Here is a 14,770-nt window from a genome sequence, read left to right as displayed (position 1 = left end):
CGACATGACACTCTCGACACCGGTCGATCAGGCGGGCGCGGCAGCCGCGGGTTCCGCGACGGGCGGCACGGCACCCATTCGGCGCCGCAAGCCAAGCACCGCCCAGCGGAGGGGCAAGGCCCTGCGGGTGGCGCTCGCAATCATGAGCTGCGGCATCCTGCTGTTTCCGCTCTACTGGATGGTCGTGGTGGCATTCTCGCCGCGCACCGAACTGCTCACTCGCGAGCTGCGCCTGTGGCCACAGGACTTCACCCTCGCCAACTTCGACACGGTGTTCACGACATTCCCGGTAGCCACCTGGTTCGGCAACTCGATCGCGATCGCGATCGTCGTGACGGCGATCACCGTGGCCGTGAACCTCATGTCGGGGTATGCATTCGCACACCTGAAATTCCCCGGCAGCAACCTGATGTTCCTGCTCGCACTGTCGACCCTCATGCTGCCGGTGCAGGTGATCATGGTGTCGCAGTTCAGGCTGGTCACCGGGCTCGGGCTGTACGGAACGTACTGGGCCGTCATCCTGCCGTCGGCTGCCACCGCATTCGGTATCTTCCTCGCCCGGCAGTTCATCATCGGCATCCCACGCGAGATCATCGAGGCGGCCAAGATGGACGGCGCAGGGGGCATCAGGGTGTTCGCGCAGATCGTGCTCCCGCTGTGCAAGCCGCTGATCGCCGTGCTCGTGCTGCTGACGTTCCTCTCGACGTGGAACGACTTCGCGTGGCCGCTGATCGCGCTCAAGGAGAGCGAGCTGTTCACGCTGCCGATCGGCATGCTCTTTCTGCAGGGAGCGTTCGGCTCCGACTATGGGGCCATCATGGCGTTCGCCCTGCTGTCTGTGTTGCCCATGATCGTGCTGTTCCTCGCGTTCCAGCGATACTTCGTGCAGGGATTCGCGCGCAGCGGCATCCGCTAGACCGTCAGCGCCACCATCTCGGCACTGCGTTCCCAGAAGGCCGCGGCGAGCTTCTCGTCGAGCACCTGCGGGTTCGTCGTCGAGAGCACGCGCTTCTCGTAGTACTCTCCGGAGACCCAGTCGACCCCGGGGGTCGTCTCGGCGAGCCACACCGTGTTGTCCGCGCCCTGCTCCGGGCTGATCAGGCCGGCGAGCAAGCCGAGCGGCGTTCGGTAGATGAACCGCATCAGGCTCGTGGTGTTCGACGCGAACGCGGTCTTCACGTTGCCGGGGTGGAAGGCGACGGCAGAGAGCCCGTCGGCCGAATACCGGCGGTGCAGTTCCTTGGTGAACAGGATGTTGGCGAGTTTCGCATCGCCGTATGCCTTGTTCGACGAGAACTTGCGCTCGTTGTTGAGGTCGTCGATGTCCATCTTGCCGAACAGGCTGGCCGCGATGCTCGAGGTGTTCAGCACGCTCGCGCCGCTGCTGATCAGCGTCGGCATGAGCAGCGTGGTGAGCAGGAACGGCGCGAGGTGGTTGACCTGCAGGGTCTTCTCATAGCCGTCCGGGGTGCGATTGCGTTCCCCGAAGATGCCGCCGGCATTGTTCACCAGCACGTCGATACGGGGTACGGAGAGCTCGAGCTGCGCGGCGAGTTGCCGCACCTCGGCCAGGCGCGTGAAGTCCGCGACGTAGTAGGGCGCACCCAGCTCGTCGGCGACGCGCTTCGTCTTCTCCGGCGACCGACCGACGAGGACCAGCGAGTGGCCGTCGCGGGTCAGGCGGCGCGCGGCCGCCTCGCCGATGCCGTCGCTTGCGCCGGTGATGACGATGGTCTTGGATGCCACGCTGTCTCCTTCTGGGGCACGACAACGTTGCAGTTCCCGTGATGCGGAATACCGACTGTAGCCCTGCGACTCGGGGCGGTTGCTGCGTACCGCGCGGGACGAGCACGGGAAAGGCCGCGCACAGGCTGGGGACGGGCGGGGTACCGACGCCCCCAAACGGGGGGGGTCCGAGGTCCGGAGATAACACGAGACATTCTTGAGTCTGCGTGTTAGCTTGACGACAGCCAACCCCCTCTGAGGAGAATTCGTGTCTATCACTCTGCCCTGGCGCAAGGTACTCGCAGTACCTGCCGTCATCTCGCTCGCCCTGGGGGGTGCGCTGCTGTCGGCCTCCGCCGCCTCCGCAGCCCCCGCCAATATCAGCATCACCAGCCCCGCCGAAGGTGCGACAGTGCAGTCGCGCACGGTCACGATCACGGGAACGGCTCCCGCCGGCACCACGATCGCCGCCCTTGCTACGGTGAGCGGCCCGCAGCTGGGCTCGACCACGACAGCCGCTGATGGCGGTGTTGGCGCTCCGACTGCGTTCACGATCGCGCTTCCCGAGTACGCCGCCGACGCGCCGGTAGCCCAGTCAGTGACCCTCGTAGGCGGCGGCAGCCGCGGTGAACTGTTCGGACCCGTCGTCGTGAACTTCACGCTGCCGACCGCGGCCGTCGATCCCGAACCGACACCGACTCCCACCCCGGAGCCGACACCGACTCCGGAGCCGACGCCGACTCCCACGCCTGAGCCGACCCCCACGCCCGAACCCACCCCGACCCCCACCCCGACGCCGACGCCGACGTTCTCGGTGATCACGCCGGCACCGGGTGAAGAGCAGATCCTGCGCTCGCTCGTGATCTTCTCCGGCACCGGAACCGACGGCGCAACCGTCGAGGTTCGCGACAGCACCGGAGCGCTCGCCGCCGGCACCACGCCGGTCGTCGTCGAAGACGGCATCTGGGCCGTGACCGGCGCCTACGCCGATGACGCCGCGACGCAGCAGTCCGTCACCATCACGGAGACCCTCGCGGGAGTGGTCACCGGAACCGCCACGGTGAGCTTCACGCTGCCAGCACCGCTTCTCGACGCTCCCGTGATCACCAGCCCCACTGCTGGCCAGGTCATCGTGGGCGACACCGTCACCTTCACCGGTACCGGAGTCGCGGGCGAGAACATCCTGCTCCTGGCCGTTCCCTCCGCCCTCGTCGACGAGATCGCCGACGAACTGGAGAACCTGGGCTCGCTCGCCGCCCCCGTCGAGCCCACCGCACCGGCTGAGCCCGCCGCACCGGCCGACCCGATCATCGTGGACGCCGACGGCAACTGGACAGTGACCCTCGCGGCCACGCCCGAGACCTACACCGCGACCGCCGCACACGCCGAGGTCGACGACAACGGCGAACTGGTCGCGCTGCGGTCGCTGCCGTCGGAGACCGTCGAGTTCTCCGTAGTCGCCGCCGTAGCACCGGCTGCGGTTCCGCCCATCACGGTCACGGTTCCCGCCACCGGCTCGCAGCTTGCCGCTACGGGTGCGACGACCGCCGAGTTCGTGGGACTGGGCGCGCTGCTGACGCTCGCCGGGGCATCCATTCTGCTCATGCGTCGTCGGCGCGAACTCGCGAGCTAATACCGCTGGCAGTACCGACGAGACCCCCGGGCCTTCATCTCGCGATGGAGACCCGGGGGTCTTGTCGTTGCGGCAGGGTGAGGGGCCGAGCCGAGCTGCAGATCAGAGGGCAGACCTGGTCGATCGGAGGGCAGAGCTGCAGATCAGAGGGCCGAGCTGCACGATCGGGGACCGGCCCGCAGCAGCTCAGATGCGACTCAGAGGGCCGGCTGCGCGTGCTCCCCGTGGTCGGGCATCAGCACCGACTTGTCACCGCGGATCATCGTCGCGGCGATGATGCTCGCGACGACCATCGCGATGGCGGCGCCGATGAAGACGGCGGAGTGCCCGTCTGCCATGGCGACGAGCGGGTTTCCGTTCGACTGCGCCTGCGCGCTGACCGAGACGTAGACAGCGGTGAAGACCGAGAGCCCGACCGAGCCGCCGATCTGCACGGCGGAGTTGGCGGTGGCCGATGCGGCTCCGGCATCGTGCGGTTCGACGCCCGCGAGCGCGAGGTTCTGGATCGGCACGAACACCATCGCCATTCCCACGCCCATCACGATGAGCCCGGGGAGCACCTGGGTGAGGTAGCTGCCGTCGGCCGTCACGCCGCTGAGCAGCACGAGGCCGCCCGCGGTGATGAGCGGTCCGAACACGAGCAGGGGGCGCGGACCGATGGCGGGGAGCAGCTTGGTCGCAATGGGGGCGACCACCATGATCACGAGCGTGAGGGGCAGGTTGGCGAGACCGGCTTCGAGCGGCTGGAAGCCGAGCACGAGCTGCAGGTGCAGTGCGAGGTAGAGGGTGGAGCCGATCATCACGATGCCGACGACCGCCTGGATGAGGAAGGCGCCTCCGCGCACCCGGTCGGTCACGATGCGCAACGGCAGCAGGGGCTGCGCCACGCGGGACTCGATGACGACGAACGCGACGAGCAGCCCGGCGCCGAGTGCGAGGAACCCGATGGTGTCGGCCGAACCCCATCCACCCTCGGCGAGGCTGAATCCGTAGACGACGGCGCCGAGGCCGAGGGTGACGGTCACGGCTCCCGCGAGGTCGTACTTGTTGTCGCCGGCGGCCTTGCTCTCGGCGAGGATGCGGATTCCGCCGACGAGCGCGATCAGCACGAAGACGACATTGATATAGAGGCACCAGCGCCAGTCGGCGAACTCGGTGAGCACGCCGCCCAGCACGAGGCCGACCGCCGCACCCGTGCCGGCGATGGTTCCGAACACGGCGAACGCGGTGTTGCGGTCCTTGCCGTACGGAAAGGTGACCGTGAGCAGGGCCAGGGCAGCGGGGGCGAGCAGGGCGGCGAATGCCCCCTGCAGGCCGCGAGCGAGGATGAGCAGTTCACCGGTCTGCGCGAGGCCGCCGAGCAGCGATGCGATACCGAAGCCGACCATGCCGACCAGGTAGGTGCGCTTGCGCCCCCAGTAGTCGGCGACGCGGCCACCGAGCAGCAGCAGCGCACCGAACGCGAGGGCGTAGGCGGTCACGACCCACTGGCGCTGGCTGTCGGAGAGGTCGAGCTCGAACTGGGCCTGGGGCAGCGCGACATTCACGATCGTGCCGTCGAGAACGACGACGAGCTGGGTGAGCGACAGGATGGCCAGCGAGGCCCACTTGTTGGGGGTGCGACCTGCGGCACGACCACGGGGGCGACCGGGCATGCCGTCGGCGGCGGGGGTGGCGGCGCGATTGTCGGCGCGATTGGACATAGGAATCCTCCGGAATGACGGGGTGGGGGATGCAGGAGGTTTCGAGCCTCGGACCACATCTCGCGACGGAGAATGACCACTCCAGCGACGGAGCCGGACAGGCTGTCGACTTTACCAGCCGTTGCAACCGACGCAGCCGGAAAACCAGGGGTTCAACAGCCCGACACCCCACGTTCGACCCCGGGTCAACCGCGGTCGCGATGCTGGAGCATGGCCACCATGCCGACAGCGCATTCGGGCGCAGTGCATCCCGGCGCTGCGCTTTCGGGCGCAGTGCACTCGGGCGCAGTGCATCCCAGCGCTGCGCGTTCGACTGCACCGCACCAGCGCACGCGCCCGCGTCATCGCCCAGTGCTCATCGTCCTGGCCGCCTACGCGCTCTCCCGGGCGCTGACGACGCTGCTGCTGGTCGCCGCCTACGCGATCGCGATCCGGCAGGGCCGCCCGATCGCCCAGTTCCCCGGCGATACTGACTTCCTCGACCTCCTGCAGTCATGGGACGGTCTGAACTATCGCGAGATCGCCCTGGACGGCTACCCGTCGACCCTCCCCGAGAACGACGACGGGCTCGTGCAGAAGAACGTGTGGGCGTTCCTGCCGCTGTATCCGCTCCTCATTCGCAGCCTGCTGTTCACGGGACTCGACGCCGGCGTCATCGCGGTCGCGCTCTCGATCGCGTTCGGCGGGGCTGCCGCCATTGCGCTGTTCACGGTGCTCTCGTTCCGGTTCGACGAGAGCACGGCGTTGTGGGGCGCGGTTCTGCTGTGCTTCTCGCCGCTGTCGTTCGTGCTGCAGGTCGCCTATGCCGAGAGCATGTTCCTGCTCCTGATGTTCGGTGCCCTCGCGGCGATGCAGCGCGATCGCTGGTGGCTCGTCGCTGCCTGCGGGGTGGCTGCGGCATTCACCCACCCGGGCGCGCTGGCGATCGCCTGCGCGGTGGTCGTGGCTGGCGGCATCCACCTGGTCCGTCGCGAACGACCGCTGCGGTCGACGGTGGCCCCCGGACTCGCCGCGGTCGTGATCGCCGCGGCGGGCTTCTCGTGGCCGGTCATCGTCGACGCGGCCACGGGCGAGACCGACGCCTACTTTCGCACCGAGCTGGCGTGGTGGCGGTTCCACATCGGCGACGTGGAGTTCGTGCCGTTCTCGCCGTGGTTCCTGATGGCGGGCCGCTACCTGGGGCCGGCCGGAATCGTCGCCGTCATCGCCCTCATGCTGCTCGTCGCCGTGCTGCTGCGTCGCCCGGGGGCGCGCCGGTGCGGCACCGCCATGCTCGCCTACCTCGGCAGCTACGCGGCATACCTGTTCGCCGTGTTCCTCCCCCAGCAGAGCCTGTTCCGGATGCTGCTGCCGCTCGCCCCGGCCCTCGCCGCCCCGCTGCTGACCGCCACCCGATCCCGGCGGATCGCCGCACTCGCGGTCGCCGTGGTGCTGCAGCCCGTGGCGATCCAGTTGCTATGGGTGATCCAGCCGCCGTGACTGGACGTACCCGAGTCAACACGAATAGCCCGATTCGGCGGATTCCCACGGGGAGCTCTCCCCACGGCCCTAGAGTGATGCCGAACTGCAGCGCCGTGCTGCGGATCAGGCGGGGGCCACCGTGCGCGGATATGCGATCATCAGGCCGCTGGTGAAGCTCTGGTACATCATGACGCTGGCCGAGGGCGGGGTGTTCCCCCGTCCGCGCGACGAGGCCCGCGTGCAGACCGGTGACGCCTCCGCCGACCGGGTGCTGCTGTTCGGCAACGGACCCTGCCACGGCTGGGGAGTGAGCACCCACGAGCTGTCCCTGGTCGGACAACTGGGGTCCGCCCTCCGCGCGCGCACCGGCCGCCCGGCCGACATCGACTACGTCGGTGAGGAGGCGATGAACGCGGCATCGGCCATGGCCTGGCTCGGCGCCACCGACCTGTCGGCCTACGACGCGGTGATCGTCGTGATGGGAATGAACGACGCCGTGCGCCTCACCCCCGAGCCGCTGTGGGAGGAGACCGTCGGCGCGCTCCTCGACCGCCTCACGAGTGAGACCCCCGAGTACGCGACGATCCTGGTGGCCGGCATTCAGCCGGTGCGATCGATACCGGTCTACGACAACCCATTCGGCCGGATAGCGCAGTGGCACGCGAACCACCTCAACGCCATCACCCGGCGTCTCGTCGATGCGCGGCCGCGCGCCGCCTACTTCGCACTGGGCGTGCCGACACCGAATCCCGACCGTCCGCTCGGCAGTCGCGACGCCTATCGCGAATGGGCAGAGATGCTGACCGACGAGGTGGCGCCGGAGTTGGATGCCGCAGCCGACGGCGCTCGCAGCCGCCGCCCCGACCCCGACCGCCCGGTGCGCGGCCGCGCGTTCACGTGGCAGGGATCCGCACGCACCATCGAGGCGGCCAGGTCAGACGGCACGCCAGAACTGCAGCGGATCGCCGCCGTCGCCAAGTCGACCTTCGGGGTCGACATCGCCGTGACGAGCATCCTCGAGGGCGACCGCCTCTGGTACGCAAACCCGGCGGGGCTCCCGTCGTCGATCCCGCGCGAGCTCGCCTACTGCAACGTCGCGTCGAAGGGCGGCGCGCCCATGGTCGTGCCCGACTCCCGCAAGGACGACCGCTTTCGCAGCAATCCCCTCATCGACCTCGGGCACCTCGTGTTCTACGCCGGCGTTCCGCTGGTGTCGAGGGCCGGATCGCCGATCGGCACGTTCTGCATCATGAATTCGACGCCGAAGAAGGCAGCATCCATCTCACTGCCCGCCCTCGAGTCGCTGGCGGGTGAGGCGCAGGCCGAGCTGTGGCGCATCGAGGCCGAAGCCGCGGGCTGAGTGGTGGTCCGAGTGCAGGGGCCACGGACCAGGTACAGACACAGGCACGGACTCGGGTCACAACGGCGGGCCGAGCCTGCCGTCCTGCGTGACCACGACTACTCGGCGGGGCCTGCGCTCAGGCGCTCGAGGTAGCCGGCGAACTGGCGCAGGTCGGCCACCGACCAGTCGGCGAGCGCGGCGTGCAGGAGCGTCGTGCCCGTCGCGCCGACCGCCTCGAGCCGGGTGACGGCGACGGGGGTGACCGAGAGAAACCGGGCACGTCCGTCGTGCGGGTCGACCGCGGTCTCGACCAGGCCGAGCTCCTCGAGCTGACGCGCCTGGCGGCTGATCACGCTGCGGTCGACGTCGAGCTGTTCGGCGGCGATGCTCGCCTGGGTGGGACCAGAGCGCGCGAGGAGCCGCATGAGCTTCAGCCCGAACGGTGACAGCGCGGGGTCGATAGCCGTCGCGGCCTGCTTGAAGCTCGCGCGCACCTGACGGGCGAGCTGGCCCAGCTGCTCCTCCACGGCGTTCCGCGCGTCGTCGGCGGAGTCGACAGCGAGCTCGTCCGTCACTTCGCGTCCCGTGCGCCGACGGCAGCGGTCGACGCGGTCGCGGGGTGCGCCTCACCGACGGGTGTGAGCGCGGCGGATCCCGCGGATACGTCGATTGCGGCATCCTCGCCGTTCTCGAGTCGCTCGCCATTCTTCATCTGCACGGCGTTCAGGCTACCGAGGGGCTTATTCGGCAGGAAGCACACCGCGATGAGCGTGATGACCGCGAGCGGAACGCTCACCATGAAGACGGTTCCGACCCCCGAGCCGTATGCGCTCTCGACGAGCACCCGGATGGCCTGGGGCAGCGCGGCGACCTGCGGGATGGTTCCATCGCCGAGGGTTGCGGCCGCGGCGGCCTGGTCGGCGGGGCTGAGCTCGCCGATGCCGTCGGTGATCTGCTGCGAGACCACGGTGCCGAGCACCGAACCGAGCACCGAGACGCCCACGGTGCCGCCCAGGCTGCGGAAGAACGTCACGGCGCTGGTCGCCACCCCGAGGTTCTGCACCTCGATGGAGTTCTGCACCACGAGCACGAGGTTCTGCATCAGCATTCCGAGACCGGCGCCGAGGGTGAACATGAACACGCCGACGAACACGATGCTCGTGTCGTAGTGCAGGGTCCCTAGCAGTGCGGTGCCCGCGACCACGAGCACGCCGCCGGAGACCTTGATCGCCTTCCACTTGCCGCGGCGGCTGATGAGCCCACCGAACACGGTGGAGGAGATGAGCAGCCCGGCCATCATCGGGATGGTGAGCAGGCCGGATTCGGTCGGCGTGGCCCCGCGGGCCAGCTGCATGTACTGCGCGAGGAAGACCGAGGTGCCGAACATCGAGACGCCGACCGAGATGCTCGCGATGACCGAGAGGGAGAACGTGCGGTTGCGGAACATCGACAGCGGGATGATCGGCTCGGCGACCTTGAGCTCGACGACCACGGCGGCGATCAGCAGCAGGGCGGCGCCAGCGACCATCACGAAGGAGGGCACGGAGGCCCATTCGAAGTCGTTTCCGGCCAGCGACACCCAGATCAGCAGCAGCGAGACACCACCGGCGATGAGCACGGCACCGAGGTAGTCGATGCGCACCTTGCGCGGCGGGTGCTTCGGCAGGTGCAGGGTCAGCTGCAGCATCACGATCGCGACGATGGCGACCGGCAGGGCGATGAAGAAGTTCCAGCGCCATCCGAACGCGTCGGTCACGACGCCGCCGAGCAGCGGTCCGCCGACGGTGCCGACGGCCATCACGGCGCCGAACAGGCCGGCGTACTTGCCACGCTCCCGGGGGCTGATGATGTCGGCCATGATGATCTGGCTCAGGGCTGCGAGTCCGCCGGCGCCGAGGCCCTGAAGAACGCGGAACACGATGAGCGTGTCGGTGTTCTGCGAGAACCCGGCGAGCGCAGACCCGACCACGAAGACCGTGAGGGCCAGCTGGATCAGCAGCTTGCGGTTGAACAGGTCAGCGAACTTTCCCCACAGCGGGGTGCTCACCGTGGTGGCGAGCAGGGTCGCGGTGACGACCCAGGTGTACGCCGACTGATCGCCCTCGAGGTCGGAGATGATCACGGGCAGCGACGTCGCGACCACGGTTCCGGCGAGGATCGCCACGAACATTCCGAGCAACAGCCCGGAGAGGGATTCCAGCACCTGGCGCTGCGTCATCGTGCCGTCGGCAGAGACGGTGCGCTTCGGCGGTCGGGATGCTGGCGTACGAGATGCGGCTGAATGGCGGGACATGCTACTCCTGTGGTGATTGACGACGGTCAACTATATGTCGATGATGGATGCTCGTCAACTATCTGCCGCACAGAAAGTGCTAGCCACCCCACTCCCCCGGGCTGGCTGGGAAGTCAACCCATAGAGAGATGTTTGCCAGTGCAGGAGTGTTGTTCGTTCACGACTACCTCAGGAGCTCAACTTTGTCTGAACGAAACACCGTCATCCGTTCCCTCCACGACCTCGGACTCGCCGCATGGTTCGGCGGCACGCTGATGGGAGCCGTCGGCCTCAACGGCGCGACCGCCAAGGCGAAGAACCCGCAGGAGCGCCTCGAGCTCTCCTCGCTCGGCTGGGCCAAGTGGACCCCCGTGCAGGGCGCAGCCCTCGTCGCACACGCCATCGGCGGCGCCGGCCTCATCTTCGCGAACAAGGGCCGCGTGCTCGCCCAGCCCGACACCCGCACCAACACCATCGTCAAGCTGGTGCTGACCGGAGTCGCCATCGGCACCACGGTGTACTCGGGCATCCAGGGCGTCAAGATCGCGGACCGCGCCAACGAAGGCGGCACGGGCGTCACCGAGCCCGGCGCCGGCGCATCCGAATCCCTCGCCTCGGCCCAGAAGCAGCAGAAGGTGCTGCAGTGGCTGAACCCGGCGCTCACCGGAATCCTCATCGTGCTCGCCGCCCAGCAGGGTGAGCAGCAGCGCCCGATCGCGGGTCTGCTGCAGAGCAAGATCAACGCGATCCGCAACCACTAGAACGCATCACGAAGGGCCGGCGGCGAGAGCTGCCGGCCCTTCGTCGTTAACCGGCGCAGTGATCGCAGCGCGGCGGCGACCGCACAGCTACCGCAGCGCAGCATCCGGGCGCAGCGTCACAGCGCAGCGCGGACCACGATCGTGACGACGACCGCGATCACGACGCAGGCCAGTTGGGGCGCCCGCCAGTACCAGGCGACGACCGCCGCAGCGAGCCCGGGTACCACGGTGACGTCGGCCGAACTCCAGCGGTCGCCGAGCAGGTGCACGACGAGCAGCCCGGCCAGCATGGCAGCCGGGAGCGCGTCGACGATACGCTGCACCACCCCCGGAAACTCGCGGTCGCCGAGGATCGCGGGCCCGACGGCCTTGTAAGCGAAGTTGATCAGGGCGAGCCCGATCACGACCAGGATCATCGACGTCACTGCTGGCTCCCGTCGCCCGGCGCGCTGCCCGCACCGCCGCCGCCAGGAGCCCCGCCGGCGCTATCTGCCCCGCCCGCGCTGGCCGCTCCGCCGGTACCCGACGCACGCACTCCCGCGATCCCTGCGGCGATCCCGCACAGCAGCAGGGCCACCCCGCCCGGCACGAACCAGATCGCTGCGACACCGATGGCTACGGCGACGATTGCGACCAGCGCGTGACGGGGCTTGCCGCGCAGGGAGTCGAGCAGCAGCACGAGAAAGAAGCACGGAAAGATCACGTCGAGCCCGTAGTCGCGAAAGAACTCGGTCGACGGAGCGAACAACGCCCCGACCACGGTGCCCCCGACCCACGCCGGCCACTGCACGGCCGTCGCGGTAAACATGGTGGCCCGGTCGAGGGTGCCGTCCGGGCGCTGGGCCGCAACCCACGAACCGTCGACGATGGTCTGCCCCTCCATCGCCCGCCGCCAGGGACCCCCGCGCAACGACCGGGCAGAGGCCGCCGCCATCGGAATGAACCGGGTGTTGATGAGCGCCGCCGCCCCGAGTGCCGACACCACGCCGCCGCCACCGGTCATCGCGGTGACGGCGGCGAATTGCGCGCCTCCCGAGAAGACCACGATGGACATGACGATCACGAGCCACGCCGGCCAGCCGCTCGAGACCGCGAACGCCCCGAAGCTCAGGGCGAGCGCGAATGCCCCGACACTGAGACCCAGCCCCACACGCAGCCCGGCACGCCAACCGCCACTGGCCGGAGGGTCGACGCGAATAGTCACTCGCCCCACGCTAGCGATCCGGAGCGGTCGGCGTCGCCCTGGTGGACCGCCGGGCAGCGGGTCAGCGGGCCAGCCGGTCAGCAGGACGGCCGGTCAGCGCGGGGGTTGCGGCGCGCGAGGGGTGGATGCCGCAGCTGCTGTGCGCTCGGCCTCCAGCCGATCCGCATCCGCCCCGCCGACGGCTTCGCCCCTTGCCACCATGCCGGCCACGTCAGACAGCGGGATCTGCTTCAGCGTGATAGCGAGAACGAGCGCGATCACCAGGAACGGGATTAGGTACCAGAACACCGGTGCCAGCGAGTCCGCATAGGCGGCGACGATCTGTTCCTGTACCGCGGGCGGGAGGGCGTCGAGCGCCGCGGGGTCGAGCGTCGCCGTGGCTTCAGCCGCCGCATCCACCCCCGCCCCAGTGCCGGCGAAGATCTCGGTGAGCGACTCCGACAGCCGGTTCGTGAACATCACGCCGAAGACGGCGACACCGAGCGAGCCGCCCACCTCGCGAAAGTAGTTGTTCGTGCTGGTGGCCGTGCCGACCATGTCGGACGACACCGAGTTCTGCACCACGAGGATAACGACCTGCATAATGAGGCCGAGCCCGGCGCCGAAGAAGAACAGCTGCACGCAGATCATCCAGATGGGCGTCGTCTCGCTCAGCGTGGTCATCCACAGCATCGCGAGGATCACCACGATGGTGCCGGCGATCGGGTATGCCTTGTACTTTCCGGTGCGGCTGATCGCGAGCCCCGAGTAGATCGACGTGCCCATGAGACCGGCGACCATGGGCAGGAGCAGCAGGCCGGATGCCGCAGCCGACGTTCCCGACGACATCTGCAGGAACGTGGGAATGAACGCGAGCGCCGCGAACATGCCAAGGCCGAGCGTGAACCCGATCGCGGTGCTGTTGATGAAGATCGGGTTGCGAAACAGGCTGAGCGGAATGATCGGGTCGTCTGCCCGGCGCTCGACCATGACGAAGCTGATCGCGGCGACGAGCAGGCCGGCGCCGAACGCCCAGGTGCGCCAGTCGTCCCACCCGTGGTCGGTGCTGCCCCCGAAGTCGGTGAAGAAGATGAGGCACGCGGTCGCGATCGACAGCAACACGACCCCGGGGATGTCGAGGCGCCGAGTGGCCTTCTTGCTGGGCAGCGAGAGCGCGAGGAAGGTGATGACGAACGCCGCGATCCCGATCGGGATGTTGATGTAGAACGCCCACTGCCAGGTGAGGTGGTCGACGAAGAAGCCCCCGAGCAGCGGTCCGGCGATGGCGGAGATACCGAATATGCCGCCGAGCGGCCCCATGTACTTGCCCCGGTCGCTGGCGGGCACGATGTCGGCGATGATCGCCTGCGAGAGGATCATCAACCCTCCGCCGCCGACGCCCTGCAGCGCGCGGAAGATCACGAAGGTCCAGAAGTCGCCGGCGAAGGCGCATCCGACCGAGGCGAGGGTGAAGATCACGATCGCGATGAGAAAGAGGTTGCGGCGCCCGAAGACGTCACCGAACTTGCCGTAGACCGGCATCACGATGGTGGTCGCGAGCAGGTAGGCCGTGGTGATCCAGGTCTGGTGCTCGACCCCGCCGAGCTGCCCGACGATGGTGGGCATCGCGGTCGACACGATGGTCTGGTCGAGGCTCGCGAGCAGCATGCCCGCGACGAGTGCGGAGAAGATGATCCAGATGCGGCGTTGGGTCAGCAGGACCGGCTGCGCCGGGGCTGTGGATGCTCGAGACATGGGGTCCTTCAAAAATGGCGGCGGGTACGACGGGGCTGGTGATGCGGAACTGAATGAAACGGTGGGGCGACCGGGGTCAGCTGCGCAGGAGCATGCGGGCGGCGGCGACGTTGCCGACGAGGATCTCGCGGTAGCTGCGCGGTGTCTCGGTGCCGAAGTACTCGCGCCCCGACTGCTGCATGACGGCACCCATCACGGCGGCGGCGGTCACGACGCGAACGTCGGTCGGGGGCAGGGATTCCCGGGCGGCGATGAGTTCGCGCAGCATGCCCTCCCGCTCCTCGGCCCGGCCGACGAGGATGGCGAGCAGGTTGGGATCGCGCCGCACCGCGGCGAGCACCAACTGGAACTCCTCGCGCCCGAGTGGCGCCTCCTCGAGCACCGCGCACGACAGCTCGACGAGGTCGTCCATCAGGTTCGGCGAGACTTCGCCGTGGGGGGTCCCGACGCGGCTGTCGATGAACCGGGCGGCGAGCGCCTCGGGAACCCCGGCCTCGTGGAGGCCCAGCAGGGCGTCTTCCTTCGACGGAAAGTAGTTGAAGAAGGTACGCCGCGAGATGCCGACAGCGTCGCACACCTGCTCGACCGTGACGTGCGAGAAACCACGTTCCGCGGCGAGGGCACGGGTGGCGTTGCCGATCGCGGCGGCGGTGGCTCGCCGCTTGCGCTCGCGCAGGCCGAGATCGGGCGCCGCGGTGGCGCCGCCGTCGATAAGTGCACTCCCCGTCATGGAGTAAATATTTGCACAGAAGCGCCGACCGTGCAATTAGTCATGAAGGGGTCCGGGAGGTGTCATGCAAAAACACCGCGTTAAACGAGAGGCGCCGGTCGCGGCCTCCCCCCGGAGACCCACCGGCACTTCGGCCTGAACGCGATGCGCCCTACCGAAGAGACCAGAGGCATGGCCTCCGGTGCGTCGACTTCGTGTTCCCGAA

The 14,770-nt window shown here is 68.6% G+C and carries 13 protein-coding genes; 5 read left to right on the top strand and 8 right to left on the bottom strand.

Features of this window, described 5'->3' with window-relative positions:
• Positions 1-4 precede the first annotated feature (4 nt).
• Positions 5-916 carry a carbohydrate ABC transporter permease gene (locus G5S38_RS00155; protein WP_165063171.1) on the top strand — a complete coding sequence of 304 codons (912 nt, stop codon included), beginning with the start codon at positions 5-7 and terminating at the stop codon, positions 914-916.
• Here G5S38_RS00155 and G5S38_RS00150 read toward each other — a convergent pair.
• Positions 913-1,746 (bottom strand): SDR family NAD(P)-dependent oxidoreductase, encoded by an 834-nt coding sequence (locus G5S38_RS00150; protein WP_165063170.1) that lies wholly within the window; start codon positions 1,744-1,746, stop codon positions 913-915. The genes G5S38_RS00155 and G5S38_RS00150 overlap by 4 nt on opposite strands.
• A 247-nt stretch (positions 1,747-1,993) precedes the next feature.
• Here G5S38_RS00150 and G5S38_RS00145 point away from each other — a divergent pair, with 247 nt between their 5' ends.
• Positions 1,994-3,358: an LPXTG cell wall anchor domain-containing protein gene (locus tag G5S38_RS00145; protein WP_165063169.1), complete on the top strand. Its 1,365-nt coding sequence runs from the start codon at positions 1,994-1,996 to the stop codon at positions 3,356-3,358.
• A gap of 197 nt (positions 3,359-3,555) precedes the next feature.
• On the opposite strand, the gene G5S38_RS00140 is transcribed toward G5S38_RS00145, so the two are convergent.
• Positions 3,556-5,061: an MFS transporter gene (locus G5S38_RS00140; protein WP_235928817.1), complete on the bottom strand. Its 1,506-nt coding sequence runs from the start codon at positions 5,059-5,061 to the stop codon at positions 3,556-3,558.
• Positions 5,062-5,412: 351 nt separating this feature from the next.
• Here G5S38_RS00140 and G5S38_RS00135 point away from each other — a divergent pair, with 351 nt between their 5' ends.
• Positions 5,413-6,540 (top strand): glycosyltransferase family protein, encoded by a 1,128-nt coding sequence (locus G5S38_RS00135; RefSeq protein WP_165063168.1) that lies wholly within the window; start codon positions 5,413-5,415, stop codon positions 6,538-6,540.
• Between the two features lie 121 nt (positions 6,541-6,661).
• Positions 6,662-7,882, top strand: a complete 1,221-nt coding sequence (locus G5S38_RS00130) for a GAF domain-containing protein (protein ID WP_165063167.1) — start codon at positions 6,662-6,664, stop codon at positions 7,880-7,882.
• A 98-nt stretch (positions 7,883-7,980) separates the two neighbouring features.
• On the opposite strand, the gene G5S38_RS00125 is transcribed toward G5S38_RS00130, so the two are convergent.
• Together G5S38_RS00125 and G5S38_RS00120 are read right to left on the bottom strand one after the other, a co-directional pair.
• Entirely contained in the window at positions 7,981-8,439 is a 459-nt protein-coding gene (locus G5S38_RS00125; protein ID WP_165063166.1) for a MarR family winged helix-turn-helix transcriptional regulator, read from the bottom strand.
• Positions 8,436-10,157 carry an MDR family MFS transporter gene (locus G5S38_RS00120; protein WP_235928816.1) on the bottom strand — a complete coding sequence of 574 codons (1,722 nt, stop codon included), beginning with the start codon at positions 10,155-10,157 and terminating at the stop codon, positions 8,436-8,438. Before G5S38_RS00120 ends, G5S38_RS00125 begins: the two co-directional genes overlap by 4 nt.
• A 182-nt stretch (positions 10,158-10,339) precedes the next feature.
• On the opposite strand from G5S38_RS00120, the gene G5S38_RS00115 reads away from it, so the two are divergent.
• Positions 10,340-10,897 carry a hypothetical protein gene (locus G5S38_RS00115; RefSeq protein ID WP_165063165.1) on the top strand — a complete coding sequence of 186 codons (558 nt, stop codon included), beginning with the start codon at positions 10,340-10,342 and terminating at the stop codon, positions 10,895-10,897.
• Between the two features lie 116 nt (positions 10,898-11,013).
• Here G5S38_RS00115 and G5S38_RS00110 read toward each other — a convergent pair whose 3' ends face one another.
• From G5S38_RS00110 to G5S38_RS00095, 4 genes are all read right to left on the bottom strand, one after another.
• Positions 11,014-11,313, bottom strand: a complete 300-nt coding sequence (locus tag G5S38_RS00110) for an AzlD domain-containing protein (protein WP_235928836.1) — start codon at positions 11,311-11,313, stop codon at positions 11,014-11,016.
• Between the two features lie 5 nt (positions 11,314-11,318).
• Positions 11,319-12,101 carry an AzlC family ABC transporter permease gene (locus G5S38_RS00105; RefSeq protein ID WP_201276534.1) on the bottom strand — a complete coding sequence of 261 codons (783 nt, stop codon included), beginning with the start codon at positions 12,099-12,101 and terminating at the stop codon, positions 11,319-11,321.
• A 93-nt stretch (positions 12,102-12,194) separates the two neighbouring features.
• Complete coding sequence (locus G5S38_RS00100; RefSeq protein WP_165063163.1) at positions 12,195-13,835, bottom strand: DHA2 family efflux MFS transporter permease subunit; 1,641 nt, start codon at positions 13,833-13,835, stop codon at positions 12,195-12,197.
• A 76-nt stretch (positions 13,836-13,911) separates the two neighbouring features.
• The gene (locus G5S38_RS00095; RefSeq protein WP_165063162.1) at positions 13,912-14,565 is read right to left on the bottom strand and encodes a TetR/AcrR family transcriptional regulator; all 654 of its coding nucleotides are present in this window, start codon (positions 14,563-14,565) and stop codon (positions 13,912-13,914) included.
• Positions 14,566-14,770 lie beyond the last annotated feature (205 nt).

It is taken from the genome of Marisediminicola senii, from assembly GCF_011057645.1.
In the GTDB taxonomy this organism is placed as follows: domain Bacteria; phylum Actinomycetota; class Actinomycetes; order Actinomycetales; family Microbacteriaceae; genus Marisediminicola; species Marisediminicola senii.
Note: the sequence above shows the minus strand (reverse complement) of the source record. Positions and strands in the feature narration are given on the sequence as shown.

Excerpts from the sequence above, each read along its gene's own strand:
- G5S38_RS00155 (WP_165063171.1), top strand. The coding sequence starts at position 5 with ATGACACTCTCGACACCGGTCGATCAGGCGGGCGCGGCAGCCGCGGGT.
- G5S38_RS00095 (WP_165063162.1), bottom strand. The coding sequence starts at position 14,565 with ATGACGGGGAGTGCACTTATCGACGGCGGCGCCACCGCGGCGCCCGAT.
- G5S38_RS00100 (WP_165063163.1), bottom strand. The coding sequence starts at position 13,835 with ATGTCTCGAGCATCCACAGCCCCGGCGCAGCCGGTCCTGCTGACCCAA.
- G5S38_RS00110 (WP_235928836.1), bottom strand. The coding sequence starts at position 11,313 with ATGATCCTGGTCGTGATCGGGCTCGCCCTGATCAACTTCGCTTACAAG.
- G5S38_RS00120 (WP_235928816.1), bottom strand. The coding sequence starts at position 10,157 with ATGTCCCGCCATTCAGCCGCATCTCGTACGCCAGCATCCCGACCGCCG.
- G5S38_RS00140 (WP_235928817.1), bottom strand. The coding sequence starts at position 5,061 with ATGTCCAATCGCGCCGACAATCGCGCCGCCACCCCCGCCGCCGACGGC.